We start from the raw sequence: 24,697 nt of genomic DNA, 5'->3' as shown, positions 1-24,697 counted from the left end.
GCCTAAGTGTGAAGGAGCCCGCCCTGTTGCTTAGGGTCAAGACGAGCGGAGCCCTGTCTTTCAGCGAACTCGTTCACGTCTCAATCACATCATCCGCCCAGCTGATGGCCGCAACGACGGTGGGGAAACCGATCGTGCTCGTCAGTGAGATCAGCGTGTGACGAATCTGCTCTGGCGTAGCTCCCGCCTCCAGCGCCCGTCGAGTATGACTGTGCACCGCGCCCTCAGAGCGGATGGCCGCCGCGGCACCGAGCTGGACCAGCTGGACAACGATCTCTTCCAGTGGGCCGGTATGACGCACCGCCGTACCCAAGGCCTCCACTGCAGCCATGTAATCCGGGTACTGCTGTTCGAGACGTTGGTAGGTGTTGTGCTCTCTCTTCTTTGTCATCTTTGTGTCCTCGCGTTGGAGAGGCGCTCAGTTCGCGCCTTTGCGCCCGAGTCATCGGGCTGAGATTTCCGAAACTTGCACACCGCAGCAGTAGGCTACGCTTACAGCAGCTCATTGCACACGATGCTCGCGTCTGCAGGTTTTGGTTTGTTCTGGAGAGCGTCTGCAACAGCTATTTCAGACAGGCCCAAACAATTCACGCAGGACTACGTGATGACCGAGCCCCTCCTCAGTTTTGACCAACTCAAGCGTGCCGCCGCCTCCGGCGAGATCGATACCGTTCTGGTCTGCATGGTCGACATGCAAGGCCGACTGGTCGGCAAGCGATTCCAGGTCGAGTTTTTCATCGACAGCGGCCATGAAGAAACCCATTGCTGCAATTACCTGCTGGCCGACGACATCGACATGGAGCCGGTGCCCGGTTACGCCGCGGCCAGCTGGAGCAAAGGCTATGGCGACTTTGTGCTCAAACCCGACATGGCCACGTTGCGACGGGTGCCCTGGCTTGAGTGCACGGCGCTGGTGCTCTGCGATGTGCTCGATCATCACCATCGGCGCGACCTGCCGCACAGCCCGCGGGCGATTCTGAAAAAGCAGGTTGAGCGACTGCGCGAGCGCGGCTACACCGGCATGTTCGCTTCGGAACTGGAGTTCTACCTGTTCGACGAGAGCTACGAGGCCATCCACGAGCGCAACTACCACAAGCCGAAGACGGCCGGTCACTACATCGAGGACTACAACATCCTGCAGACCACCCGCGAAGAGCCGGTGCTGCGGGCGATTCGCAAGCATCTGCAGGCCTCCGGTATTCCCGTGGAAAACTCCAAGGGTGAATGGGGCCCGGGCCAGGAAGAGATCAACATCCGTTATGCCGATGCGCTGACCATGGCCGACCACCACGTCATCATCAAGCACGCCTGCAAAGAGATCGCGCAACTGCAAGGCAAGGCGATCACGTTCATGGCCAAGTGGCGCTACGACGCCGCCGGTTCCAGCAGCCACATCCACAATTCGCTGTGGGACAAGAACGCCAAAAAGCCCTTGTTCTTCGACACCAAGGCGGAATTCGGCATGTCGAAACTGATGCGTTCCTGGGTGGCCGGGCAGCTCAAATACGCCAACGACATCACCTGTTTTCTCGCGCCCTACATCAATTCGTACAAGCGCTTTCAGGCCGGCACCTTTGCCCCGACGCGGGCAGTGTGGAGTCGGGACAATCGCACGGCCGGCTTTCGTTTATGCGCTGAAGGCAGCAAGGCCATCCGCATCGAATGTCGCATCGGCGGTGCCGACCTCAACCCTTATCTGGCCTTCGCCGCGTTGATCGCCGCAGGCCTCGCCGGGATTGACGAGAAGCTCACCCTCGCGCCGCCCTTTGAGGGTGATGCCTACGTCGACGAACACTTGCCTGAAGTCTCGAAGACCCTGCGCGAAGCTTGCGCCGCGCTCAAGGCCTCGACGATGTTGCGCGAGGCGTTCGGTGATGAAGTGGTCGACCACTACGTGCACACCGCCGAATGGGAGCAGAAAGAGTACGACCGGCGGATCACCGACTGGGAACTGCAGCGCGGCTTTGAGCGCTATTGAGACCGCCATCATGACTTCAACGATTCAACTCATCTCCCCGGTCGATGGCCGGGTCTACGCCGAACGCCGCTGCGCCGATGCTGCGCAGATCGAGCAGGCGCTGGCGGCTGCCGCAGCCGCCCAGGCGCAATGGAAACGCCGGCCACTGAGCGAACGCGCCGCCTTATGCAGCGCCGCGGTGGACGCGATGTTGGGCATGAAGGCCGACATCGTGCCGGAACTGGCCTGGCAGATGGGCCGCCCGGTGCGCTTTGGCGCGGGTGAACTGCGCGGTTTCGAAGAGCGTGCCCGCCATATGATCGCCATTGCGCCTGACGCCTTGGCAGCGCTTGAACCCACGCCCGTCGCCGGTTTTCGACGCTGTATCAAACGCGAACCGCTGGGTACGGTGCTGGTCATCGCCCCCTGGAATTATCCCTATCTGACAGCGGTGAATACGATTATCCCGGCGCTGATGGCCGGCAACAGCGTCATCCTCAAACACGCTTCGCAAACGCTGCTGGTCGGCGAACGTTTCGCCGAGGCCTTTCGCCGTGCCCATCTGCCCGAAGGATTGTTCCAAAACTTGCTGCTGAGTCATCTCTATACCGGGGCGATCATTGCCTCTGGACGGGTGCAGCAGGTGAACTTCACCGGCTCGGTCGACGCTGGTAAAGCCATGGAACACGCGGCCGTCGGAGGTTTCCTCGGCGTGGGTCTGGAGCTTGGCGGCAAAGACCCGGCCTATGTACGGGCAGACGCCAACCTCGAACACGCGGTGGAAAACCTGGTGGACGGCAGCTTCTTCAACTCCGGGCAAAGCTGTTGCGCGGTCGAGCGCATTTATGTCGATGAAAAAATTTACCCGGTGTTTGTCGAACGCTTCGTCGACTTGACCCGCCAATACGTGCTGGGCAACCCACTGGACGAAGCCACCACGCTCGGTCCGCTGGTCTCACCGAGCGCTGCTGAATTCGTTCGCGGGCAGATTGCCGATGCGCTGTCAAAAGGCGCCAGGGCACTGATCGATCCGAAGGCCTTCGCCGCTGACGCGCCGGGCAGCGCCTACCTCGCGCCGCAGGTGTTAGTGGATGTCACCCATCAAATGTCAGTGATGCGTGAGGAAAGCTTTGGCCCGGTGGTCGGCATCATGCCGGTGGCCAGCGACGACGAAGCCATCGCCCTGATGAACGACAGTGAGTTCGGGCTCAGCGCTTCCATCTGGACGCAAGACCTTGCCGCCGCCGAACACCTGGGCAACGAGATCGACACCGGCACCGTGTTCATGAACCGCTGCGATTACCTGGACCCGGCCCTGGCCTGGACCGGGGTGAAGAACAGTGGGCGCGGCGTCACGCTGTCGCGCCTGGGTTATGAAAATCTGACCCGAGCAAAATCCTTCCATTTGCGCCACGAGATCTGAGCCATGAGCCTGACCGCGAACTGGAACTACCCCACAAGCATCCGCTTCGGTGTCGGCCGCATCGCCGAGCTCGCCGAAATCTGCCGCAGCCAAGGGATCCAGCGACCGTTGCTGGTCACCGACAGTGGCCTGGCGCGTGCCCCGATCACCACGGCAGCAGTGGACGCCTTGCGCGCCGCCGGTCTCGGCGTCGCGCTGTTTTGCGACCTCAAGCCCAACCCGGTTGAAGCCAACCTGGCGGGCGGGCTCGAGGCATGGCGCGCAGGCTTTCACGATGGCGTGGTCGCCTTCGGCGGTGGCAGCGGCCTGGACATGGGCAAGCTTATCGCCTTCATGAGCGGCCAGACCCGCCCGGTCTGGGATTTCGAAGACATCGGCGACTATTGGACCCGCGCCGACGAAAGCAGCATCGCTCCGATCATTGCGGTGCCGACCACGGCGGGTACCGGCTCCGAGGTGGGCCGTGCGGCGGTGATCATCGATGAGCGTACGCACACCAAACGCATCATCTTCCACCCAAAAATGATGCCGCGCGTGGTCATCAGCGACCCGGCGCTCACCGTCGGCATGCCGGCCAAGGTCACCGCTGGCACCGGCATGGATGCGTTTTCGCATTGCCTGGAATCGTATTGCGCCCCCGGTTTTCATCCCATGGCCGAAGGGATTGCGGTGGAAGGCATGCGTCTGGTCGCCAATGCCCTGGTGCGAGCCGTACACACACCCTCGGACCTGGAGGCGCGAGCGGAAATGCTCGCGGCTGCCGCGATGGGGGCTACCGCCTTTCAGAAAGGTCTGGGCGGGATGCACGCCCTCTCACATCCGGTGGGCGCCCTGTACGACACCCATCACGGCATGACCAACGCCACGTTCATGCCCTATGTCCTCAAGTTCAATCGCCCAGCCATCGAGGAACGCATCACCCGCCTCGCCGCTTATTTGCGTCTGCCCTCTCCCGGCTTCGACAGTTTTCTGGCCTTCGTCCTCAAGTTGCGCAAGGACATCGGCGTGCCCCATACGCTGTTTGAGCTGGGGGTGGATGATCGGCAGGCCGACCTGATCGCGGACATGGCGATTGTCGACCCTTGCGCCGGCGGCAACCCGCTGCCATTGACGCGAAATGGCGCGGCAGAAATTTTCGATGCGGCGTACCACGGCCGTCTGTAGAGCAGTTGTCTGTCCATGGCCAAGGTGCGAACTCGCAGCATGGACGGGGTTTATCCGTAAGAAACAGGAGCAGTACGACAAGGGGTTGAAGGCCAGCCCATCCAGCGACGTACAACCCGGATGGATGCGTATCAAAACCTAAGGGGCACACAACATGAATCCAGCAAGCCAGCCCGGCACGAGCGCGCCGCAAGACGATGACGTCAAGGTGCTGCACAGCATGGGCTATGCCCAGCAGCTCTCGCGACGCATGGGCGTTTTCTCCAACTTTGCCATTTCCTTTTCGATCATCTGCATCCTCTCGGGTGGTATCAATTCACTCGCCCAGGGCACCTCGGGTGCAGGCGGTGCGTCAATCGGCATCGGCTGGCCGATCGGTTGTCTGATCTCCGGGGTTTTCGCCATGGCCATGGCGCAGATTTCCTCGGCCTACCCTACCGCTGGCGGCCTCTATCACTGGGGCTCGATTCTCGGTAACCGCTTCACCGGCTGGCTGACTGCGTGGTTCAACTTGCTCGGGCTGGTCACCGTGCTCGGCGCGATCAACGTCGGTACCTATTACTTCTTTTTCGGCGCCTTCGGACCGGCCCTGGGCATGGAGGACACCACCACGGTGAGGGTGATTTTCCTGGCGATCCTGACCGGCCTCCAGGCCTTGTGTAACCACCTGGGTATCGGCCTGACCGCGAAGCTCACCGACTTCTCGGGCTATCTGATCTTCGCCACCGCGCTCGCGTTGACCATCGTCTGCCTGATCTCTGCACCCAGCTATGAGTTCGCCCGGTTATGGACCTTCAGTAACTATTCCGGCGAGGTCGGCGGCAGTGTCTGGCCACAGGTGTCGAACGACTGGATTTTCATGCTCGGCCTGCTGTTGCCGATCTACACCATCACCGGCTATGACGCCTCCGCGCACACTTCGGAAGAGACCCGGAATGCGGCCATGTCAGTGCCGCGTGGCATGGTCATGTCGGTGGTCTGGTCGTTGCTGTTCGGCTGGGTCATGCTCAGTTCGTTTGTGCTGATGTTGCCGAACATGGATGAGGCGGCGAAGCAAGGCTGGAACGTGTTTTTCTGGGCCATGAACACACAGGTCAACCCAACCGTGAAGCTCGCGCTTTACGTGGCGATTTTCATCTCGCAATTCCTCTGCGGGCTGGCGACCGTGACCTCGGTCTCACGCATGATCTTCGCGTTCTCCCGTGACGGTGGCCTGCCCTGCTCGAAAGCACTGGCCTCGGTTTCGCCTACCTATCGCAGCCCGGTGGCGGCGATCTGGACCGGTGCCACCCTCGCGGTATTGTTCGACTGGGGATCGTCCGTGATATCGGTCGGCGCAACGCCGGTCTACACCATCGTGGTGTCCTGCACGGTGATCTTCCTGTTCTTCTCCTTCGTCATACCCATCATCCTGGGGCTGTTTACCTACGGGACGTCGAAGTGGCCGACCATGGGACCATGGAACATGGGGCGCTTCTGGTACTCCGTGTTCGCCCTCCTCTCGATCCTCTCGATGGTGATTATTTTCGTCATCGGCATCCAGCCACCGAACGATTGGGCGCTGTACATCACCATCGGCTTTCTGGTGTTGACGGCCATCGTCTGGTTCGGTTTTGAAGCCCGACGCTTTCAGGGTCCGCCGATTGGCGACATGATCGTCAAGCGCCAGGCTGAAATCGCCGCGGCTGAAGCGGCGTTGAATAAACAGGCTGGAAGCTGATTGCTACAGCCAGTGATTAGATAGAACGAACGATGAGTAACCTGTGGCGAGGGAGCTTGTCGGAACGCCGCACCGTCCCGCTGGGCTGCGCAGCGGCCCAAAAAGGGACTGCTACGCAGTCCAACGGGAGCAAGCTCCCTCGCCACAGGACAGCGATTATTCAGGTGGATCAATTTGATCCAGCACCCGGTTCGCCGTGACCTCCGCCACCATGATGCTGTTTGAAATGCCCAGCAGGGCGTAGCGCGACCCACCGTCTAGATGATCCACCAACTGATGGACCATCACATCGACCGAGGCCAGCGTCTCGACCAAAAAAACCGCCAGGGTTTCGGTAGTCGCCTCTGGGTCCACGGCAAACAGCTTGCTCGGTTTACGCGCGGTGGCTTTGATGTCGGCATTCGATGGGAAGTGGAAGTCGAGGGCGCGTTCGGCGGCCTCGTTGAGTTTGTTTGAATCGGGTTCGTACGGGGATGCCGGATCGTTGTCCGGTGGGTTTGGTGTGACCTTGAACATATTCGATTCTCCAACAATGTGGAGCCGTCACCAAATCGCTGCTAAACGAATGTATGGGTGGCAGCTGTGCGCAGGTTAGCAGACCGGGGAGAACCGAAACCGGCGCGCCCGAGGGCGCCCTGCGCACAGCTACCATGAAGTGCAGGCATGAAATGACCTGACTATCGGGATGCAGATGCGCTTCGATTAACCTCGGGCTGCTAAACCCGATCACTGATGGGCAGTGACAGGAATCAAGTTACCGAGCGGGCCAAAGGCGCACAAGCCGGCGGATTCTGGCGTAGCCGTAGGCAACGACGCAAGGTCTTGTAGCTTTCAGGAAGTAACCTTGAGGGCGTTTAAACACGCGCGCTCCCGCCATGTTGATTGATCGTGCGTGCACTTCCTACAGACGATCAGAACCTCGACACAATCGATGAAGCCTCTGGCGTGTTTTCAAGGTTGACCGCCGCAAGTGTGGTGGAAAACGTGGGCGCTTGAATCAGTCAACTTTCGGCCAGAAACAGCCTCTGTCGACGAACCCGGCCCTTACAGAGTGGTCACAACAAGTGATGGCATCGCGATTGATCAAAGACCTTAGGTCTGCTCCACTCAAGCGCGAAGCTTGCGATTCACACACTGTAGGGTGCGCCGGATAATGTTCAGTGGGTTCGGTCCTGTTTGATGCAGGCACCGACTGCTGCTGCCATCCAATGCTCCCTTAACGGAGTACGGAAATGACTCAATCAATGCGGTTCTTCCTATCGCTCTTCCTCGCGACTGCATCATTGGCATCGGCTGGTTTCCTGAACAATGCAGGAGCGGCCACCGCCGAAGATCTGAATGCCGACTCTCGACAAGCGTTGCAAACTCTCTACAAGACCAATCCATTTTCTGAAACCATCTCGCACAAAGCCAAAGCGGTGCTTGTCTTCCCGAAAATCATCAAGGCGGGTCTTGTATTCGGCGGTAGCTATGGCGAAGGCGTATTAATGAAGGGCACGAAAGTAGCAGATTATTACAACTCCGTCAGCGGGTCCTGGGGGCTACAGGCAGGCGCCCAGTCGTATGGCTATGTGGTTTTTCTGATGACCGACAAAGCTTTGAAATATGTAACTGAAACCAAGGGTTGGGAAATCGGTGTAGGACCAACCGTTGTTGTGGTTGATGAAGGGGTTGCGAAGAACCTGTCCAGCTCGACGCTGAAGGACGACGCGTACGCGTTCATCTTCGACCAGCAAGGGTTAATGGCTGGGATCAGTATCGAAGGAACGAAGATTTCCCTTATCAAGCGCTAAAACCGGCTATTGGATTGGGCATCGGCCGGGGGATGGCGGTCGATAGCCCTGTGGAATGGGTTGCCCGTTAATTGAGGCAGCCACTCAGTCCTGGCGCAAGGACGCACCAGTACACGAAAAGTACTCTTGGCCCGCGCGCGTCCGACACGCAGCCACGACGATTTCTTTTTGGTCGATTTTTGTCAGGTGTAACAGGCGGCTATCGGCCAGGAGCGGTCATGCAGCGCAGAGAAGCCAGCCCGTAGACCAATAAAGGACGTACTTGCGTTACTCGCTCGGCCAGTAGATACCAAAGCCCACGCCAATGATTGGATCTAGCCTATTGAAGAAGTTTTTGATGCAACTGGAAAACCAATCCACAAACCTGGATTTCGCGACGCCATTGAAAAAATTTTGTTGGTGCCGGTGAAATGAAAGGTCGATACGAAAAGTGATCAGCCGAACCAAATCAAGTGGCTGCCTCGATTGCATTGACAGATACAGCGGCGCTGCAAAGCAATCACTCGGGTAGTTTCAGAAGCACTCGCACCGGGTGGAACATGTTACTGGGAGCCAATCGGCATAGTGCTGTTGTACCCGGATCGAGAACAACAGGTCGAGAAAAGAGCGCCATAGTTCGACGGTTGACACGACAACCACCTTGATAAACGCCGGGGCGAGCGCATAGTGTCGGGCGTGGATTTATGGATCACAGCATGTTGCTGCTAGTACAGGACCCTGACTTTTAGGAGAACCGTATGAGCGAAGCAAATCAAGGCTCAGTGCGCCAACTGAGTCATTTCATCGACGGTCAACACGCTGCCGGCACGAGCGGGCAGTTCGCCGACGTGTTGGACCCAGCACTAGGCCGAGTGACAGCCCGCTTGCCGGTCGCAAACCACGATGAAGTCGACGCCGCCGTCGCCGCTGCGAAAGCCGCGTTCCCGGCCTGGAGCGAAACCGCGCCACTGAAGCGTGCGCGTTTGATGTTCAAGTTCAAGGAATTGCTCGAGACGTATAGCGACGAACTCGCAGAGCTCATTACCCGCGACCACGGCAAGTTGTTTGAGGATGCAAAGGGCGAGGTGATACGCGGGATCGAAATCGTCGAATTCGCATGCGGCATTCCAAACCTGCTCAAGACCGATTTCACCGATCAGAGCGCCCCCGGCATCGACGCGTGGAATCTGCGTCAACCCGTCGGCGTGGCCGTGGGCGTCACGCCATTCAACTTCCCGATGGTGGTGCCATGCTGGATGTTTGTGATGGCGGCCGCGACCGGCAACACCTTCATCCTCAAACCCTCGGAGCGCACTCCGTCGGCATCGATTCGGCTTGCCGAGCTGTTCATCGAGGCGGGCTTCCCCAAAGGCGTGTTCAATGTCGTGCATGGCAGCAAGGACGTCGTCGATGCACTGATGCAGCACCCCGATGTGGCCGCGGTATCTGCCGTCGCCTCGACGAGGGTTGCCGAATACATCTACAAAGAAAGCGCGAAATACGGCAAGCGCGTGCAAGCGTTGGGCAGTGCGAAGAACCATCTCGTGGTCTTGCCCGACGCCAATCTCAATAAAACGGTCGATGCGATAATCAACTCGTCATATGGCTCGGCCGGCGAGCGCTGCATGGCGACGTCAGTCGTGGTGGCCGTAGGGAGTATTGGCGATGAGCTGGTCGATCGCCTCGTACCGCGCGTGCGCTCGCTCAAGATGGGCGGCGGAATGGAGCCCGGTTTGGACATGGGGCCGCTCATCAGCGCCGCGCATCGCACCAGGGTGCTGGGCTATATCGATGCGGGTCTCAAGGCAGGTGCCAGGCTCCTCGTCGATGGTCGCGGCCAGACCGTGGCCGGCCGCGAAGAGGGCTTCTTTCTCGGCGGCTCGCTGTTTGACGACGTCACGCCGGAGATGAGCATCTATCGAGAAGAGATTTTCGGGCCGGTCCTGTCGGTTGTCAGGGCGCCTGATCTCGCGAGCGCAATTGCACTGGTGAACGCCCACGAACTGGGAAACTGCGTATCGCTTTTCACCTCCGACGGCGGCGCCGCGCGCGCATTCACCCGGCAGATCAAGATCGGTATGGTAGGCATCAACATTCCGAGTCCGGTGCCGTCGGCGTGGCATTCGTTCGGGGGCTGGAAACGATCGATGTTCGGTGATCATCACACATACGGCCAAGAAGCCGTGCGCTTTTACACGCACTACAAGAGCGTCATAGAGCACTGGCCCGATTGTCCGCAATAAATAAAGATTGTCACGGTTGCTTCCCTACGCCAGGGAAGTAACCGCAATCATTATTCAGGTTCACAATCAGTAGTCAGGTCGTGATGCTTCCCCGATGCTAGCCTGCGGGCGAGCCAAATATAATTGAGTGCACCTTCGGCTCGAAGCCGCATATGGAGGGCAGGATCATTTCGATTTCTCACCCAAGGTGCCGGTGTAGTGAGCCAGGCGTTTCTCGACATCGGCTTTCTTCTGCAACCCAAGCTCCATCAGCTGTTTGATACGGGCCTGCGCCGTTGGGCGTTTCACCGAGCCGATGAAGCCTTCCCATTCGGCAGCGATGGCCTCATTGGGCGGTAGGCTGGCAGCGTCGACCAGGTGCTTGATGTCAGCAATCGACTGTTTGTCGAACCGGGCGATACGACGGGCCATGGTGTCGACGAACTTGTCGAGTTCTGCGTCGGGCAGCGCGCGGTTGACATAGCCATACTGCTCGGCGAGTTCGCCGTTGATGTCATTGCCGGTCAGCAGCACCTCCAATGCCCGGCCACGCCCCATGAGCCTTGGCAGTCGGGCCATGGGGCCACCTCCGGGTACGAGTGCGGCGCCGATTTCCCATTGCGAGAGGATGGCTTTCTCGCGGCTGGCAAAGCGCATGTCGCTGGCCAGGGCCAGTTCGCTACCGACGCCGGTGGCACGACCGCGAATCGACACGATCGACACCACCGGCGCCTTGCTCAACCGCACCAGCATGTCGGGCAACGGCGGCAGGCCGGTCGGGCCGTTGGGCAGGCTGGTGGTGTCAGTCAGCGGGGGGACGAAGTCATAGTGGGTGAGGAAGAAATCTGGCACGTCGCTGTCGAACACCACGACCACCAGCTTCGGATCGGACTCGATGGCGGTGACCACCTCGTTCAGCTGCGGCATGGTTTCCGGACCATAGATGTTGTACGGCGGGTTGTGGAACGTGACCCGCCAGTATTCGGGCGTGACCCGCGTGAGCTTGATTTCCTGTTTGACCGTGCTGGTGGGTGACGCCTTATCGGTTGTCGAGGGGGAAGCCTCACCAGCGAGCGCCGTAACTGTGGTCGTCATACTGGTGAAAATCAGTGCAGCCGTAAGCAACAGAAGTCTCATGGGAGCCTCTCCAGAGAAATGCCTGAGGACATGCGAATTCCCGTTTGAACCGTCGTTATGGCCTGCCAATTGATGGGGGCGTGAAAAATCACACCCGTTGCTCTGTTCCTTCGCGGGTCAACACATGTGCATGGGTTTCGAGCGCATGACCGAAATGTGGCCTGGCACGGTCGGCAGTAGCAGCTGATGATGGCACGTGGCTTGATAGCCCCAGAATCACCGGGATCCAGGTGGGTGAAACATGTCGCCTTGCGCTGGCAACTCCGACTGTTTAAGCGTAGCAGCGCAAGGTGGGCTCGCAAGCCACATAATCAGATGAGATCACCGACAGCAACAATCCAGCAAAACAGCGACTTATCCATTGTTTATCCCAGCCGAAAACAGATTCCATTGGCGGTTAGCGTGTTCGTGACGCAAGCGGTAACTCATCTACAGGAACAAAATCCTTACCTCATTGATCCTGCATAACTGTCTTCTTATCGATTTTTTAGAACCTGTGCTTCGGTTTTAACCAGAGCTGCCTAAAACGCCGCATTCGGCTCGCTTCCCTCATCGTTCGCGGCTGTTGCGATATTGGCACGATAGCCACCACCCAAAGCCTTGATCAGCGCCACCTCGCTTTCCAGGCGCTGCCCCTGTAACAAGGCCAGGCCACTCTGCTCGGCCAGCAGCGGCAGGTTTGCTTCCAGTGCCGCCACCCGATTCAACAGGCCACGCTGGTAGTGTGCTTCGGCGCTGTCACGGTTGAAGCGCATGTTGCCGATGCGCGCCTGCTGTAACGTCTCCTGTGCTTCCAGCCCCTGCAGCTTGCTGCCGGCTACAGCGACGTCACGCACTGCGTCAAGCACCGCTTGATTGTACTGGTGCACGAGGCCGTTGCTCAGGCTGCGGGCGTTTGCCAGTTCAGCATTGAGGCGGCCACCGTCGAAGATCGGCAGGGTCATCCCTGGGATCAGATTGATCTGTCGGCTGCCATGGTCCCACAGGTCTCCCATGTGCAGGGCGTCGGCGCCGAAGAAGGCCTTGATGTCGAAACTCGGGTAGAAGGCGGCCTTGGCCGCATCGATGTTCGAATAGGACGATTGCACCAGCCAGCGCATGGCCTGTAGGTCCGGGCGTCGCGCCAGCAATTCATAGCCCAGACTCTGCGGCACCCCATAAGCATGTGTCGGCAGAGATCGCGGCGCCAGTGGCAGCGCAACCTCAGCGCCAACGCCGAGCAACGCGCGCATGGCTTCACGCAGTTGTTGCGTCTGGCTGCGCAGGGAGACGATCTGACGCTCGATCAGTGCCTGGTTGCTCAGCGCCTGTTGCTTCAGTGGCTGCGCCTCCAGGCCACGTTCGATGTGCGCCTGATGCGCGACCACCACTTCGGCAGCAATGGCCGACATGCGCTGCAAGTCGGCCAGTAGTTGCTGCGCAGTCTGGATCTGGAAATACAGCAGGGTCACGCCGCTGGACACCTCCAGCTCGACCCAGGCCGCTTCCGCCTGACGCGCGTTGCGTATGCCCAAGGCACTGTCGATTTGCGCTCGCTGCCGTCCCCAGAGATCGATTTGGTACGCACCACCGAGGCCCACCACACCCTCGGTGTACCAGGGACCGGTGAGGCCGAGGGCCGGTTCGTTTTGGGCGAAAGGGCCAAGAAAACCATTGGCGGAAACGTGCTGGCGGTTGACCAGGGCGACCAAATCGACCTGCACGCCAGTCAGAGATTTCACCGAGGCTGCCTGGGCGCGGGCCTGGTCGATATGACTGCGAGCGATGGCGATGCTCGGAGCCTGAGCGAAGGCGATGTCGATCAACTGGTTGAGCTGCGGGTCCTGATAGCGTGCCCACCAACGCGCGTCGGGCCAACCCTCGCGGGCCAGGTGCAGATCGTCGGCGAGGCGGATGCTGGCCGGGTCGCGCTGCGGCACCAGGCTACCCTCCTCTCGAATCAACGCACATCCGCCCAAGGTCAGGCACAGGCCGAGAACCGCGCACAACCGGGTGCCGCCGTTCATGGACGCAGCTCCACCAGCGTGCCGTTTTCAAAAGACTGCCAGTCTGGAAGCGAACCCAACAGACGACGTAGTTCACGCAACTCCCGCAGCAGCCCGAAGTCGCCCCGACTACCTTCCGCTGGCGGATCGAATGGCGGCAAGCCATCCAGCGCAACCGCCTGATCATTCAGTCGCGTCGCGTAGCTGACCAGCCACGCACCCAACTGCGCCAGATGCTCGTCCAGCCAGGTGCGCAGCGGCATTGGCAATTCGGCTTCGAGCGCCGCACGGTTGCGCTGCAACTGGCCGGTCAATAGAAGGATCTCCCGAGCCTTGGCCAGCAGCGTCTGGGTGAACAGCGTCAGTTCTTCATGCTCGCCCTGTTGCCAACCGGGCTCCAGGGCCACGCGCGCAAGTATGGCCTCGCATTCGGCGAGCTGGCCCCAACTGCGTACGCTCAGTTCGTGCAAATGATCGATCGATGCATCCGATTCTGGCGCACGCAATACGCCGGCGATGCTGTGCAGGATTGCGGACAAGCGTCGCCGCAAACTGTCACCCTCGCTTTCCGGCCACAGCAGACCATGCACCAGAGTGCTGACCAGAACGCCGAGAATGATACCCACCAGACGGTCGCGGATCTCGGTCAGGTCGGTGTTCGGGCCAAACTGTTCGAGCAAGGCCAGAGCGAAGCAGAAGATGATTTGCAAGCCGGCATAGCTGATGCGCTCGGAGCCCGCCGCGACCCACGCCCCGAGACCGATTACCGGCAGGCTCATGACCAACAGGCCGATCAGCGTCTCGATTTGCGGAATGACGAAGACCATGCACAGCAGTGCCAAGGCACTTCCCACCAGACAACCGCCAATGCGCAGCAGGCTTTTCTGGGTCGAGGCACCGAGACTGGGCAAGGCGACGATCACGCAAGTCAGCATCACCGTGTGGATACCCGGCCAGTCCACGGCGTTGTAGAACACATAGCACAACAGCGCGGCCAGCCAGCTCTTGAAGGCAAAAAGCAGGTAGTTGGGATTGCTGAAGGCGTCACTTGCCAGCAGAGGCTCCTTCACTGGCGTTTTAGCGGTCGGGATCAAGCTCTCGCGGGTAGCCAGGGCGCGCAACGCTTCGCGCATCTCCTCGAGTGCCGCCGGCATCAGCGGCCGCATCAGGGCCTCGCTGTGCAACGACGGCATGGGGCCGCCCTCGATGGCCTTGGCCAGCGCCGCGCAATCCTGACGTAACGCTGCCAGCGCTTCGACATCCGAGACTGGCGCGTTCAGGGCCGCTACGGCGGCATACAGTCGCGACACGCACGTGATCAGCGCCAGATGCTGCACCTCGTGGGCGCGGTAGCCGGCATCGCGCATGCTGGTGAACTTCAGCAGTTTATGCAGGCTGAGCACGCCCTGCTGGACGTCAGTCGGCCTGATTTCCAGGGGCTTTGCCCGGCCCTCTTCCAGCGCTCCCAGACACGCCTCGACCTGCGCCAACTGGCGCTGCATCGCCTCGCGCAGCAACTGCTGCGGTTCTTGCGGCAGCAGCAACGTGTTGACCAGCAGCGTGACCAGCGTCGGATACACCACTGCCATCCACACCCACAGGCAGCCACGTAACAGCAACTCGGGTTGCGCAACGAGATCCACCAGGCTCTGCACGTAAATGGTGACGATCGCCACCACGAAAAACAGCGGGCCGAGCCGCGTGGCGCGCATGCCGAACATGCTGGCCATGAACACCGCGCTTGCGCAGATGATGCGCAGCAGCGGATAGCCGTAGGTGAACTTGAGCAGGAGGATAGCGATACCGATGGCGAGCGTGGCGCTGACGATGAACAGGGTGCCGGCCATGCGCGTCAGGACCACGTTGGTCTGGCTGACGAAGAACACCATGATCAGCGACAGCGCCAGCAATGGCACTTCCAGACTCATCGAGAGAATGATGAACAGCGTGCAGGCCACCAGATTGCGCAGCAGCGCGTTGCCACGCCCGGGAAACATCGCCAACTGCGCGACGACGAAGCGCCATAGACGCTCGGGCCAGCCACCCACGGCAGTCATCGCGACTTACCTTCGGCGCTATCGGCGTGGATCACTGCCACCGCCGATGCGCCGATGCGGAACAGTTGCGGGTCGGGTTGATCGACGCGGATGCGTACCGGGAAGCGTTGCGCCACCCGCACCCAATTGATGGTCCGTGCGACCTTCGGCAGCCCGCTGACCTGGGCGCCACCATCGTCAGGGAAGACACCGAAGCCAATGGAGTCCACGGTACCGCTGAAAGCACGCTGGCTGTCGCTCATCAGGTGCAGCGTGCTGCGGCTGCCGGTATGGATATGGTCCAGTTCGGTCTCGCGAAAGTTCGCCACCACGTACCAGCGCCGCGTATCGATCAGGCTGAACAGCGGATGCCCTGCTGCCGCGAACTGGCCGTCAGAAGTCGTCAGGCCAACGATACGTCCGTCGAAGGGCGCGCGAACAACACTGTGCTCCAGATCCAGTTCGGCGCGGGCGATCTGCGCCTGGATCACTGCGCGCCTGGCGACCAACGCATCAACCCCGCTGACGGCAGAGGCGGCTTGCTTGACCTGTAGCTGCGCTGCATTTAATTCGGCACGGGCGCTTTTAGCGGCGGTGCGCGCCTGGTCCACCTGCTCCTCGGAAACATAGCCGCGCGACAGCAGTGGTTCCATGCGTCGCAGGGTGTCCGCAGTCTGCACGGCAGCCGCCTTGGCCCGTTCGATGCTGGCCTTTACGGCATCAGAGTTGAATTGTTGGGCATCGACCTGGCGCTGGCTGAGGATGATTTCCTGGTTCAGCGCTTGCAGTGACGCCTGGGTCTGATCCAGCACGTCCTGATAGGGACGAGCATCAATGCGCAGAAGCACATCCCCCTGCTGCACCTGCTGATTCTCGCGCACTGGCAGCTCGACGATGCTGCCGCTCACCTCGGGGGTGACGTTGATGGTATCGGCATAGGCATAGGCATCATCGGTACGCGGAGCGTTGTCGAGTCGCCAGACGACCCACAACAGCAATGCCAGAGTCAGCCCCAGCAACACCAGGATCAGGACGCGCCGGGGCAGTGTCTTCACAACATTCTCGCTCATGGTGGGCGACTCCCGGTCAGGTCTGGAAGAACAGCAGCCAGGCACTCAAGGCGAACAACGCGGTCAGCACGGGGTAAGCCAGCGCCGGTGGCGTCAGCCAGGCACCCAAACCGCGCCGAGCCAGAAAAGTATGGACCAGCAACGCCAGCAGCACAGCGCCAAAGATGCAGAACAGCCAGTCGGGAAAGTAAGCCCCCAGCACGGGCACTGATGGCGAGTTGGAACAGGCTGATAGCGTCAAAGTCAGCAGCAGAAGGCCCTTGCGCCAGGTTCTCTCTCCCTCCTTCATGGCGCTCATCAAGTCCCCTCCACTAAAGGGACTACTATAATTCACGCAAAAACGGCCAATGACGCGACAAGCGGGTTCCCAATGCCAATCGCCCGGGGCCCGCGACAAAAATCGTCGAGAAGACGATCAGTAACAGCCAGGCGAACTGCCCTTCGGCCAGGCTCCACTCCGGATGCACCCAGATCACCGATACCGCGAGCAAAAATAGAACCGGCAACGTCGCAAGGCGCGTCAGAACGCCCAATACGATGAATACCGGACACAGTACTTCAGCGAAAATCGCCAGCGACAACGTCAACAGACTCCCCATGCCAAACGGGTCTTCGATCAATCCCAGTTCGTTGTGAAAATGAAGGAGCTTGGGGATTCCATGCACTGACAACAGCAGCAGACATCCGGTGATTCGTAGCCAGCACAGTGCGACATCGGCGGCGGTAAAAGTCGTATCAACATCAGTCGTAGACATGTTCCCTGGTTTCCATTCGATTGAACCAATAAACAGACGCATTAAACATGTCAGTCGACGTTGGGTACCGCGTCGCCTGCATGGACTCATCCAACACATGCCTCAAATGGGTTTCGCCAACCATGGATAGCGCAGGGAGTCCTGCCCTCCGTAGTCCGGATCGAGATAGATGAAACAGCGATTGATTTTCCAGTCACGGACTTCGAATACATCGCACCAATACCCGGCGGCCCAGTCCGGATTACCGGCGCACCACGCGCCATCCACATGCTCGCCGTGGCTTGTGCCCTCACAAACAACGACATCCGTACCGGAAAAAACCCAATTGAAATGTGCGTAGTCATGGGTGATTGAAATCAGCCGCTCACCCAGGTCCGCAAACAATTCACTGATCTGCGTATGCCCTGTCGCAATCCCCCACTTGGGAAAATAAACCTGTGCGTCTTCAGCGAACAACTCCAGGATATTGCGGCCATCCGGGGCGACACCGCCATTATCAAAAGCCCTGAAGTAGTCAAGGATCACTGATTTGCGATGTTCGTCAGTCATCGTCATAGTGCTCAGCATGATGATTCACCCCACTGAAATCCGACCCTCCGTTACCCGGGATGGCCACGTATCGTGTCCACCGTCGAGGCCGCCGCCTGCCCCTAGAATGCAAAACAGGAACAGCCAAAGGCTCCCCAGAAACCTGTGAAATCATTGACCGGCACTGACGACAACCGGGCCCTGTCGTGACTGTGTGAGTGGACGGCGCAAGGGCCACTGCACTGATGCGTGCGGGCAGCGACCACCGCATTGGGTTTCCAGTGCCCGGGAACGTTAGTGACAGGTGACCAATCCGGCATGACCGGAAGCGCGGGTGGAGCCAACTGATCGAATTCACCGGCGCCATAAACGACCTTGCCCCCCACCACCGTCAACACGGATTCGATCCACTTGATCGCTTCGTCATCGACGCTGAAAAAATCGGCGCTCAAGGCCACGACGTCAGCCAACTGACCGACCTTGATCTGCCCTTTCTTACCCTGCTCCGATGAGAACCAGGCACTGCCATGGGTATACAGTTGCAACGCCGTATCCCGTGAAAGACCTTGCGGATAGAGCGTCATCCCGCCCACCGTTTTTCCACTGACCAGCCAGTACAACGATGTCCACGGGTTATAGCTGGAAACCCGGGTAGCATCGGTGCCTGCACCCACGGGCACGCCTTCGGACAGCATCCGCTGGATGGGCGGCGTCTGCTCGGCGGCCTTGTTGCCATAGCGCTCGACAAAATATTCCCCCTGGAACGCCATCCGGTCCTGAATGGCGATTCCGCCACCCAACGCCCGGACGCGCTCAATATTTTCAGGGGTGATGGTTTCGGCGTGATCGAAAAACCAAGGGAGGCCATTGAAGGGAATATCTCTGTCGACCTTCTCAAAAACGTTGAGCATCCGCGTGATGGATTCGTTATAGGTCGCATGAAGCCGGAAAGGCCAACGATGCTCGACCAGATGGCGAACCACGGGCTCCAGCTCTTGTTCCATGCTCTGGGAAAGATCGGGTCGCGGCTCGAGGAAGTCCTCGAAGTCGGCAGCAGAGAACACCAGCATTTCACCGGCACCGTTGTGACGGAAGAAGTCGTTGCCGTCGCCCGGCTTGACCATGCTTGTCCAGCTCTTGAAGTCCGACAGTTCCTGCGTTGGCTTTTGAGTGAACAGGTTGTAAGCGATGCGTACGCTCAATTGATTGTTATCGGCCAGTTCGCGAATGACCTTGTAGTCGTCGGGGTAGTTCTGGAAGCCGCCCCCAGCGTCAATGGCGCTGGTGACGCCCAACCGATTGAGCTCGCGCATGAACTGGCGTGTCGAGTTGACCTGATACTCCAGCGGCAACGTCGGGCCTTTGGCCAACGTCGAGTAAAGGATCATCGCGTTGGGGCGGGCGATCAGCATGCCGGTAGGATCGCCATTGGCATCGCGCTGAATTTCCCCACCCGGCGGATTGGGCGTATCGCGGGTGTAACCGACTACTTTCAACGCTGCCCGATTCAACAGCGCACGATCATACAAATGCAATACGAACACCGGTGTGTCGGGAGCGGCTTTGTTCAGTTCGTCCAGCGTAGGCATTCTCTTTTCGGCGAACTGGAACTCCGTCCAGCCGCCCACCACCCTCACCCACTGTGGCGCAGGCGTACGATCAGCTTGTGCCTTGAGCATACGCAGGGCATCCGCCAGCGAAGGTACGCCCTCCCAACGCAGTTCCAGATTGAAATTCAATCCACCTCGAATCAGGTGGAGGTGGGAGTCGTTCAGCCCGGGAATCGCTGTGCGTTTATTCAAGTCAATGACCTGAGTGGCGCTGCCGCGCGTGGCCATGATTTCTTCGTCACTGCCAACCGCGATAAATTTCCCGTCCTTGATAGCCACGGCACTGGCCGTGGGTTTCTCGCGATCAACGGTGTGAAAGCGGCCATTGATCATGATCAAATCGGCGTTCATTGTGCCTCCTCGAATACTCGATGCTGATGAACCTGCTGATAGGGCAAACGGTAGTGCGCACCACAGCGCACCCACGCCTGCGAGTACTGAGCTTTCGGCAAGAAATCGTCGGCGACTGCTGTCGGTAGAGTCCTTTTCATGGACGCTCCCCGCCTTTACCACCATTGAGCCAAGGTGCGAATAGCCGGGTCACAGGCGGCATGAACAGGTAAACCACCAACAATACGATGGTCAGCGTGATCACCACATTGCTCTGCAAGTACCCTCCCAGCCACGGAACCCGTGCGAACACCGGGCCCCAGCACAAAGGGACAGCCAATGACAGCGGCAGGATGACCAAAAAGGTAATGCAAGCCTGTTTCCACCGGGGCGGCGGTGACGCCTGGGATGTCTCGGGAGTGAACCAGAACTCGCGGCCCTGGCTGACCTCGAGTTGATCACCATCGGCCAGCAGGTCTTGCACCTCAACCACCAGCAAACGACGATCCTCGGAGTCCAGCCATGCCTGCAGCTTCTCTGTGCTGGAGAAGCGCAGGACGCTCGTAAAAAGATGAACTCCGTCGTGATGGCTGCGAAAAACATCCACGCCCAGGTGCCCTTCATAACCCTTGGCGATATTGACTGTTTTTCGAAGCCAGGCTTCATAGGCGCTCTCACTGCCCTGTCGGGTTCGGTGCCGAACGACTAACGTGGCCACATCATTGGCATTGAAAATGCTCATTGCGACCTCCCGGGCTGCCGTCGCCCCGCGAGTCGATACGGTTTTCAGGCAAGATGGCAACTGCCCTTCTATCCGCACGACTCGCCTGAGTGCGCCTCATCCCCTTCGGAATGAGGCGTAAAACAGATCAGTGACCTTCCGAGGCGTTGAACATCGTTTTGGCGTAAATCAAACCAAGACCATAAGCGCCACCATGGGCAATGGAGGTCTTCACCGTCTCGTTGTAGGTGTCGCTCCGGGCCCAGTCGCGCTGCAGTTCCAGCAGGTACTGAAGCGAAGTCATTGGACGCGCGCCTGCCTGGATCATACGGCTGATGGCGCGTTCGTGAGCCTCATCTGAAACGTCACCGCAGGCATCACAAATGATGTAGACCTCGAACCCTTGTTCGAGCGCCGAGATCGCAGGGCCCACGATGCAGACCGACGTCCAGAGACCGGCAAGAACGATTCTATTGCGGCCGATCTTGTTCACTTCGACGGCGATCCGCTCATCTTCCCAGGTATTCATGCTGGTTCGATCAATGAGCTCCTGACCAGGAAAAGTCGAGGTGATTTCTTCAAACATAGGACCTGAAAAACTTTTTTCAGCGACCGTGGTAAGAATGGCCGGAACACCAAATTCCTTTGCTGCTTTGGAGATCAGTGCGGCGTTGTTTCGAAGGGTGACGGCGTCTATGGATTTGGTGGCAAATGACATCTGAGATTGGAAGTCGATCAGGATCAGAGCGTGGTTGGAAGGATCCAACAGGCCTTTACCGGGTGCTGCTTTTGCAGTTGCCATGACACTTCTCCAGATACGTTTGGGAGTGTGCATTCTCATGGTGTGCTGGAGCAGGCGATTGTATGGATGTGCGATTTTGGAAGGTTTGTGCTGAGATAATTGCTATTTCCGGATCCGGATAGCGGCAGACCGCATGTCTGGATATGCGCCTTTTTTACACGATCCCGGATGTTTTCTGAGCGATTCGCCTGTAAAACGGATTTGCTCCACGAAAAGGCCTGTACCCCCGAAAATGAGGAAGCTCGAGCATGCGTCCGATGTCCGATAAAACCATGCCCTCTACCTATACACCGACCATTGATGAGTTCTTGTTCACCCATTTCAAACACAGTATCGAGGCGTCTGACCCCGTCATCTATCACTTGGCCTGTGCGGTGATCCCCATGCTCAATCAGCCTGATGAAGCCAATCGCTTTTTTATCGATCAAATTATGATGGCCATGCAAGCACACCTTTCCCTCCATCAGGGTCAGAGAAGCGTTGCAGTGTCTTCGAAGGATCGAGGCCTGGCGCCCTGGCAGCAGAGACGAGCAAAGGAAATGTTATGTGCCCATATTGCCGATGGTGTATCTGTTGAAAAACTGGCCCGTGAGTGCTCCTTCTCTCGCTGCCATTTCAGCCGGGCGTTCAAGCTCAGTCTCGGATCGAGCCCTCATCAGTACCTTCTGCAACTACGCGTGGACAAAGCCAAAAAACTGCTCCTGAATCCCTTGCTGAAAATTACCGATGTCGCTATTGATTGCGGATTTTCCGATAGCTCGCATTTCACCAAGGTATTCAGTCGATGTACCGGATTCTCGCCTTCTTACTGGCGTCAGCTCAACACTGGCTTTCGATAATCCCCTTAACCCTGAGGGCTCCTCTGTGACCTCACCATGGATCTCTCAACTCACCACCGATAAATTCACTGTGGTTAGGACACAGCAAAAAAATCCTGACGTAGAAAGGCTTGTGGACATACCGTGCCTTGACATGTTTTCAATAATTGTTCAGCTGGAGGACTTCGCTGATCATCGACTTTGGCGCGGGGGACGGCTTGCTTACTCCGGCGGTTACAGAAAAGCCAGTGCATCGTTACCCTTTATGGGAGACGAGTTGAGGTGCCAGCACCGGGCCGCCTATGACAATGTCCGCTTCAATATTCCACGCTCAACCTTTGATGATCTTCAGCAGGAAAATGGAATCAGGCGCTTTGACCGTTTCGAATACGATCAGGGTGGCAAGGACGAAACCCTCCATCATCTCGCCTGTGCCCTGTTGCCGGCCCTCAACCCGTCGAGCACACGGAACCAACTGTTCCTTGACCACATTTTTTTCGCTACCTGTGATCATGTGCTGCGTCGTTACGTTCGTGGCGGGACGAACAGCGCTGATGCCAATTGCAAGCTGACAACCTGGCAGCTCGTGCCGGCGAAGGAGATCATCGCCACCCACTTGGCGGGTGATCTCTCGGTCGACACCATTGCCAAGGAATGTTCCCTGTCACGGAGCCACTTCTCCCGGGCATTCAAGCAGGCCACAGGGATGACACCTCATGCCTGGTTGACGCAAATGCGCGTCAAAAAAGCCAAAGAACTGATACTGTCCCAACCCTCGAAACCCATTTCTTCTATCGCCCGCGAATGTGGATTTTCAGACCAATCCCACCTGACTCGCGTGTTCACCCGGTTGCTCGGCCTCCCTCCCGTAGCCTGGAGGCGGCAACGTGATGCAAGCATCTTCCTGTTTGGCAAAGAGCCTCAGAGAAAATGACGCAGGACGCATGACGGCCAGCAATAAGTGCAATCGATGAAGTCGGGCAAAGCGAAGCGCCTGCATCGGAATGAATGAGCCCAATAAAATTTGTAATTCCGGTGGTGCTTAAGCTACATAGATCAGCTCTCAGAGGAAATGATTGAGTCATGACTGGATTCAGCAGCCAGCTTCAATCGGTCAGCTTTACTAATGTATTTAGACTTGCTTGGTGGTGCCAATTTGGCACTGGCCTTTTTGGCGTGAGCCTTTAATAACTGCTTTATTTTTTTCTGACGATTCATATTTTTCTACTCTGCTTGTAAATTCTTGAATGATATCAGCTTAAATATTGGGCCAGATCCCGGTGATGCGCACTGAGTGGCCGTCAGCGGTCAGATTCCGTTTGGAGATGCACTCTAGTCCTTCATTCAGACGAAGGACGAACCATGACCGTAACCAGGATTCGAAGCCGGGTGCCCTGGAACAAAGGAAAGCTCGTGGGGCAAAAAGCGCCGCCGTGGAAGCGTATTCAGACTGTATCGCTCACGGAAGATGGCGCGCCGAAATCTCTTCCGAAGTCTCACGATCTTTTCAGCAAACGGAGTCACCTACATGGAAGTCATTAATCAGTTACAGCCCGAAGAGTGTGCAGACATGGAGGACATCCGACGCGAAATCGATGCCCTTGATCAGGTCGTTATCAAGCTGTTGGGCAAGCGTTTTCACTACGTACTGACTGCTTCGAAGTTCAAGACCTCGGTGTCTTCGGTGCGTGCTCCAGAGCGTTTCAAGGCTATGCTGGCGACACGACGCGAGTGGGCCGAGGCCGAGGGCCTGAGCCCGGATGCAATCGAGAAGATGTACAGCGACTTGGTGAACCACTTCATTGCAGAAGAGATGAAACACTGGGCGGCTCATCAATCCGATACCTGACTCTAGTGTTGGACTGACTGGGGTCGATAGCTCCCCTCGGTGACAGGCAGCTTCGCTACGCTTCAGTCAGTCCCTTCCCGCACCAACCGTCTGACCTCAGCCTGTATGGCATAAGCCGGCGCCTCCACAGCATTGAAATCTTGTGTATACCGCTGGGCAAATCCTTCTACCCCCCATTCCTGATACTGCTGCACATGCTTTAATTCGTGAGCCCAGAGCGCGATGTTCTGTTCTGCGGTTTGAGCGTCCCGGAAGAGGATGATGTCGATCAGCGTCACGGCACCGACATCGGGGTTTTGCAGCATGGCAGTGGCGGCGCTGAATTGGCCGTTGTCGCTAACTTTGTAGCGCGCGGTATCGAGGACGCTGGGGTCGTACCAGCGCAGCAGTTGCTCCCGGATGTGCGGTGGAATGGGTTGGACGCCGGCGTTGGCTGCTTCAGCGCGGGCTTGGGTCAGCCACAGCGCCAGGGCGGGTGCCGCGATCTGGTAGATGCCATCAGGCAGGGGACCGAGCAGCTGTCCAACGTCTGGCAGGCAGATGCAGCCGTCCAGGCACACTTGTTTCTCGCCAGCTGGGCAGGCGTTGGTCTGGGCTGGCACTTCAAGAGTCAGGCAAAGAACAAACAGCGCCACCAGGCGCGTGGTGATGGGCGACATTGGGCGCTCCAGGGACGGACGCAGCGCGAACGGTGGGTCACCATTGATCGATGATCCGCATCGTTTTAGCGTAGGCCATCCACAGTCCACTTTAGTGGGCACGCCGCTTTATTCCTTAATGACCCGTTCAGCCACCTAC

24 protein-coding genes are annotated in these 24,697 nt (G+C 58.6%); 9 read left to right on the top strand and 15 right to left on the bottom strand.

What is annotated here, in order from left to right; translation table 11 throughout:
• Positions 1 to 73 precede the first annotated feature (73 nt).
• Entirely contained in the window at positions 74 to 391 is a 318-nt protein-coding gene (locus ACYZTW_RS13195; protein ID WP_462005227.1) for a carboxymuconolactone decarboxylase family protein, read from the bottom strand.
• A 213-nt stretch (positions 392 to 604) separates the two neighbouring features.
• Between ACYZTW_RS13195 and ACYZTW_RS13190 the strand changes: the two genes are divergently transcribed.
• The 4 genes from ACYZTW_RS13190 (at position 605) to ACYZTW_RS13175 (ending at position 6,264) form a co-directional block, all read left to right on the top strand.
• Entirely contained in the window at positions 605 to 1,978 is a 1,374-nt protein-coding gene (locus ACYZTW_RS13190; protein WP_462005226.1) for a glutamine synthetase family protein, read from the top strand.
• A gap of 10 nt (positions 1,979 to 1,988) precedes the next feature.
• Positions 1,989 to 3,380: an aldehyde dehydrogenase family protein gene (locus tag ACYZTW_RS13185; RefSeq protein WP_462005225.1), complete on the top strand. Its 1,392-nt coding sequence runs from the start codon at positions 1,989 to 1,991 to the stop codon at positions 3,378 to 3,380.
• A 3-nt stretch (positions 3,381 to 3,383) separates the two neighbouring features.
• Positions 3,384 to 4,544, top strand: a complete 1,161-nt coding sequence (locus tag ACYZTW_RS13180) for an iron-containing alcohol dehydrogenase (protein ID WP_462005224.1) — start codon at positions 3,384 to 3,386, stop codon at positions 4,542 to 4,544.
• A gap of 154 nt (positions 4,545 to 4,698) precedes the next feature.
• The gene (locus ACYZTW_RS13175) at positions 4,699 to 6,264 is read left to right on the top strand and encodes an amino acid permease (protein ID WP_462005223.1); all 1,566 of its coding nucleotides are present in this window, start codon (positions 4,699 to 4,701) and stop codon (positions 6,262 to 6,264) included.
• A gap of 156 nt (positions 6,265 to 6,420) precedes the next feature.
• Here the strand turns inward: ACYZTW_RS13175 and ACYZTW_RS13170 are convergent, their stop codons facing one another.
• Positions 6,421 to 6,780: a DUF6124 family protein gene (locus ACYZTW_RS13170; protein WP_462005222.1), complete on the bottom strand. Its 360-nt coding sequence runs from the start codon at positions 6,778 to 6,780 to the stop codon at positions 6,421 to 6,423.
• A gap of 716 nt (positions 6,781 to 7,496) precedes the next feature.
• Here ACYZTW_RS13170 and ACYZTW_RS13165 point away from each other — a divergent pair.
• A complete protein-coding gene (locus ACYZTW_RS13165; RefSeq protein WP_462005221.1) occupies positions 7,497 to 8,057 on the top strand; it encodes a lipid-binding SYLF domain-containing protein in 561 nt (186 codons plus the stop codon).
• Positions 8,058 to 8,794: 737 nt separating this feature from the next.
• The gene (locus ACYZTW_RS13160) at positions 8,795 to 10,279 is read left to right on the top strand and encodes a CoA-acylating methylmalonate-semialdehyde dehydrogenase (RefSeq protein WP_462005220.1); all 1,485 of its coding nucleotides are present in this window, start codon (positions 8,795 to 8,797) and stop codon (positions 10,277 to 10,279) included.
• A 165-nt stretch (positions 10,280 to 10,444) separates the two neighbouring features.
• Here ACYZTW_RS13160 and ACYZTW_RS13155 read toward each other — a convergent pair whose 3' ends face one another.
• From ACYZTW_RS13155 to ACYZTW_RS13105, 11 genes are all read right to left on the bottom strand, one after another.
• The gene (locus ACYZTW_RS13155) at positions 10,445 to 11,395 is read right to left on the bottom strand and encodes an enoyl-CoA hydratase/isomerase family protein (protein WP_462005219.1); all 951 of its coding nucleotides are present in this window, start codon (positions 11,393 to 11,395) and stop codon (positions 10,445 to 10,447) included.
• A 521-nt stretch (positions 11,396 to 11,916) separates the two neighbouring features.
• The gene (locus ACYZTW_RS13150; RefSeq protein ID WP_462005218.1) at positions 11,917 to 13,401 is read right to left on the bottom strand and encodes an efflux transporter outer membrane subunit; all 1,485 of its coding nucleotides are present in this window, start codon (positions 13,399 to 13,401) and stop codon (positions 11,917 to 11,919) included.
• A complete protein-coding gene (locus tag ACYZTW_RS13145; protein ID WP_462005217.1) occupies positions 13,398 to 15,437 on the bottom strand; it encodes an FUSC family protein in 2,040 nt (679 codons plus the stop codon). Before ACYZTW_RS13145 ends, ACYZTW_RS13150 begins: the two co-directional genes overlap by 4 nt.
• Positions 15,434 to 16,486 carry a multidrug transporter subunit MdtN gene (gene mdtN, locus ACYZTW_RS13140; RefSeq protein WP_462005216.1) on the bottom strand — a complete coding sequence of 351 codons (1,053 nt, stop codon included), beginning with the start codon at positions 16,484 to 16,486 and terminating at the stop codon, positions 15,434 to 15,436. The genes ACYZTW_RS13145 and mdtN overlap by 4 nt, the downstream gene beginning before the upstream one ends.
• A gap of 16 nt (positions 16,487 to 16,502) precedes the next feature.
• Positions 16,503 to 16,784 (bottom strand): YtcA family lipoprotein, encoded by a 282-nt coding sequence (locus tag ACYZTW_RS13135; protein WP_462005215.1) that lies wholly within the window; start codon positions 16,782 to 16,784, stop codon positions 16,503 to 16,505.
• Between the two features lie 25 nt (positions 16,785 to 16,809).
• Positions 16,810 to 17,241: a DoxX family protein gene (locus ACYZTW_RS13130; RefSeq protein ID WP_462005214.1), complete on the bottom strand. Its 432-nt coding sequence runs from the start codon at positions 17,239 to 17,241 to the stop codon at positions 16,810 to 16,812.
• Positions 17,242 to 17,343: 102 nt separating this feature from the next.
• The gene (locus ACYZTW_RS13125) at positions 17,344 to 17,808 is read right to left on the bottom strand and encodes a nuclear transport factor 2 family protein (protein WP_462005213.1); all 465 of its coding nucleotides are present in this window, start codon (positions 17,806 to 17,808) and stop codon (positions 17,344 to 17,346) included.
• An 83-nt stretch (positions 17,809 to 17,891) separates the two neighbouring features.
• Complete coding sequence (locus tag ACYZTW_RS13120) at positions 17,892 to 19,730, bottom strand: amidohydrolase (protein ID WP_462005212.1); 1,839 nt, start codon at positions 19,728 to 19,730, stop codon at positions 17,892 to 17,894.
• The gene (locus ACYZTW_RS13115; RefSeq protein ID WP_462005211.1) at positions 19,727 to 19,870 is read right to left on the bottom strand and encodes a hypothetical protein; all 144 of its coding nucleotides are present in this window, start codon (positions 19,868 to 19,870) and stop codon (positions 19,727 to 19,729) included. Before ACYZTW_RS13115 ends, ACYZTW_RS13120 begins: the two co-directional genes overlap by 4 nt.
• Positions 19,867 to 20,451, bottom strand: coding sequence for an antibiotic biosynthesis monooxygenase (locus tag ACYZTW_RS13110; protein ID WP_462005210.1), 585 nt, complete (start codon positions 20,449 to 20,451; stop codon positions 19,867 to 19,869). Before ACYZTW_RS13110 ends, ACYZTW_RS13115 begins: the two co-directional genes overlap by 4 nt.
• A 127-nt stretch (positions 20,452 to 20,578) precedes the next feature.
• Entirely contained in the window at positions 20,579 to 21,232 is a 654-nt protein-coding gene (locus ACYZTW_RS13105) for a hydrolase (protein ID WP_462005209.1), read from the bottom strand.
• 248 nt (positions 21,233 to 21,480) lie between these two features.
• Between ACYZTW_RS13105 and ACYZTW_RS13100 the strand changes: the two genes are divergently transcribed.
• The gene (locus ACYZTW_RS13100) at positions 21,481 to 22,071 is read left to right on the top strand and encodes a helix-turn-helix domain-containing protein (protein ID WP_462005208.1); all 591 of its coding nucleotides are present in this window, start codon (positions 21,481 to 21,483) and stop codon (positions 22,069 to 22,071) included.
• 133 nt (positions 22,072 to 22,204) lie between these two features.
• Positions 22,205 to 22,984 (top strand): helix-turn-helix domain-containing protein, encoded by a 780-nt coding sequence (locus ACYZTW_RS13095; protein ID WP_462005207.1) that lies wholly within the window; start codon positions 22,205 to 22,207, stop codon positions 22,982 to 22,984.
• Positions 22,985 to 23,106: 122 nt separating this feature from the next.
• Here the strand turns inward: ACYZTW_RS13095 and ACYZTW_RS13090 are convergent, their stop codons facing one another.
• Positions 23,107 to 23,268, bottom strand: a complete 162-nt coding sequence (locus ACYZTW_RS13090) for a DUF2986 domain-containing protein (RefSeq protein ID WP_462005206.1) — start codon at positions 23,266 to 23,268, stop codon at positions 23,107 to 23,109.
• Positions 23,269 to 23,578: 310 nt separating this feature from the next.
• On the opposite strand from ACYZTW_RS13090, the gene ACYZTW_RS13085 reads away from it, so the two are divergent.
• Positions 23,579 to 23,899: an isochorismate lyase gene (locus ACYZTW_RS13085; protein ID WP_462005205.1), complete on the top strand. Its 321-nt coding sequence runs from the start codon at positions 23,579 to 23,581 to the stop codon at positions 23,897 to 23,899.
• Positions 23,900 to 23,961: 62 nt separating this feature from the next.
• On the opposite strand, the gene ACYZTW_RS13080 is transcribed toward ACYZTW_RS13085, so the two are convergent.
• The gene (locus ACYZTW_RS13080; protein WP_462005204.1) at positions 23,962 to 24,558 is read right to left on the bottom strand and encodes an eCIS core domain-containing protein; all 597 of its coding nucleotides are present in this window, start codon (positions 24,556 to 24,558) and stop codon (positions 23,962 to 23,964) included.
• Between the last annotated feature and the right edge of the window lie 139 nt (positions 24,559 to 24,697).

It is taken from the genome of Pseudomonas sp. LB3P25, from assembly GCF_054897985.1.
The sequence above is the reverse complement of the archived record's forward strand: the minus strand, read 5'-3'. Positions and strand labels throughout refer to the sequence as shown.

Excerpts from the sequence above, each read along its gene's own strand:
- ACYZTW_RS13195 (WP_462005227.1), bottom strand. The coding sequence starts at position 391 with ATGACAAAGAAGAGAGAGCACAACACCTACCAACGTCTCGAACAGCAG.
- ACYZTW_RS13190 (WP_462005226.1), top strand. The coding sequence starts at position 605 with ATGACCGAGCCCCTCCTCAGTTTTGACCAACTCAAGCGTGCCGCCGCC.
- ACYZTW_RS13185 (WP_462005225.1), top strand. The coding sequence starts at position 1,989 with ATGACTTCAACGATTCAACTCATCTCCCCGGTCGATGGCCGGGTCTAC.
- ACYZTW_RS13180 (WP_462005224.1), top strand. The coding sequence starts at position 3,384 with ATGAGCCTGACCGCGAACTGGAACTACCCCACAAGCATCCGCTTCGGT.
- ACYZTW_RS13175 (WP_462005223.1), top strand. The coding sequence starts at position 4,699 with ATGAATCCAGCAAGCCAGCCCGGCACGAGCGCGCCGCAAGACGATGAC.
- ACYZTW_RS13170 (WP_462005222.1), bottom strand. The coding sequence starts at position 6,780 with ATGTTCAAGGTCACACCAAACCCACCGGACAACGATCCGGCATCCCCG.
- ACYZTW_RS13165 (WP_462005221.1), top strand. The coding sequence starts at position 7,497 with ATGACTCAATCAATGCGGTTCTTCCTATCGCTCTTCCTCGCGACTGCA.
- ACYZTW_RS13160 (WP_462005220.1), top strand. The coding sequence starts at position 8,795 with ATGAGCGAAGCAAATCAAGGCTCAGTGCGCCAACTGAGTCATTTCATC.
- ACYZTW_RS13155 (WP_462005219.1), bottom strand. The coding sequence starts at position 11,395 with ATGAGACTTCTGTTGCTTACGGCTGCACTGATTTTCACCAGTATGACG.
- ACYZTW_RS13150 (WP_462005218.1), bottom strand. The coding sequence starts at position 13,401 with ATGAACGGCGGCACCCGGTTGTGCGCGGTTCTCGGCCTGTGCCTGACC.
- ACYZTW_RS13145 (WP_462005217.1), bottom strand. The coding sequence starts at position 15,437 with ATGACTGCCGTGGGTGGCTGGCCCGAGCGTCTATGGCGCTTCGTCGTC.
- mdtN (WP_462005216.1), bottom strand. The coding sequence starts at position 16,486 with ATGAGCGAGAATGTTGTGAAGACACTGCCCCGGCGCGTCCTGATCCTG.
- ACYZTW_RS13135 (WP_462005215.1), bottom strand. The coding sequence starts at position 16,784 with ATGAGCGCCATGAAGGAGGGAGAGAGAACCTGGCGCAAGGGCCTTCTG.
- ACYZTW_RS13130 (WP_462005214.1), bottom strand. The coding sequence starts at position 17,241 with ATGTCTACGACTGATGTTGATACGACTTTTACCGCCGCCGATGTCGCA.
- ACYZTW_RS13125 (WP_462005213.1), bottom strand. The coding sequence starts at position 17,808 with ATGCTGAGCACTATGACGATGACTGACGAACATCGCAAATCAGTGATC.
- ACYZTW_RS13120 (WP_462005212.1), bottom strand. The coding sequence starts at position 19,730 with ATGAACGCCGATTTGATCATGATCAATGGCCGCTTTCACACCGTTGAT.
- ACYZTW_RS13115 (WP_462005211.1), bottom strand. The coding sequence starts at position 19,870 with ATGAAAAGGACTCTACCGACAGCAGTCGCCGACGATTTCTTGCCGAAA.
- ACYZTW_RS13110 (WP_462005210.1), bottom strand. The coding sequence starts at position 20,451 with ATGAGCATTTTCAATGCCAATGATGTGGCCACGTTAGTCGTTCGGCAC.
- ACYZTW_RS13105 (WP_462005209.1), bottom strand. The coding sequence starts at position 21,232 with ATGGCAACTGCAAAAGCAGCACCCGGTAAAGGCCTGTTGGATCCTTCC.
- ACYZTW_RS13100 (WP_462005208.1), top strand. The coding sequence starts at position 21,481 with ATGCGTCCGATGTCCGATAAAACCATGCCCTCTACCTATACACCGACC.
- ACYZTW_RS13095 (WP_462005207.1), top strand. The coding sequence starts at position 22,205 with ATGTTTTCAATAATTGTTCAGCTGGAGGACTTCGCTGATCATCGACTT.
- ACYZTW_RS13090 (WP_462005206.1), bottom strand. The coding sequence starts at position 23,268 with ATGAATCGTCAGAAAAAAATAAAGCAGTTATTAAAGGCTCACGCCAAA.
- ACYZTW_RS13085 (WP_462005205.1), top strand. The coding sequence starts at position 23,579 with ATGGAAGTCATTAATCAGTTACAGCCCGAAGAGTGTGCAGACATGGAG.
- ACYZTW_RS13080 (WP_462005204.1), bottom strand. The coding sequence starts at position 24,558 with ATGTCGCCCATCACCACGCGCCTGGTGGCGCTGTTTGTTCTTTGCCTG.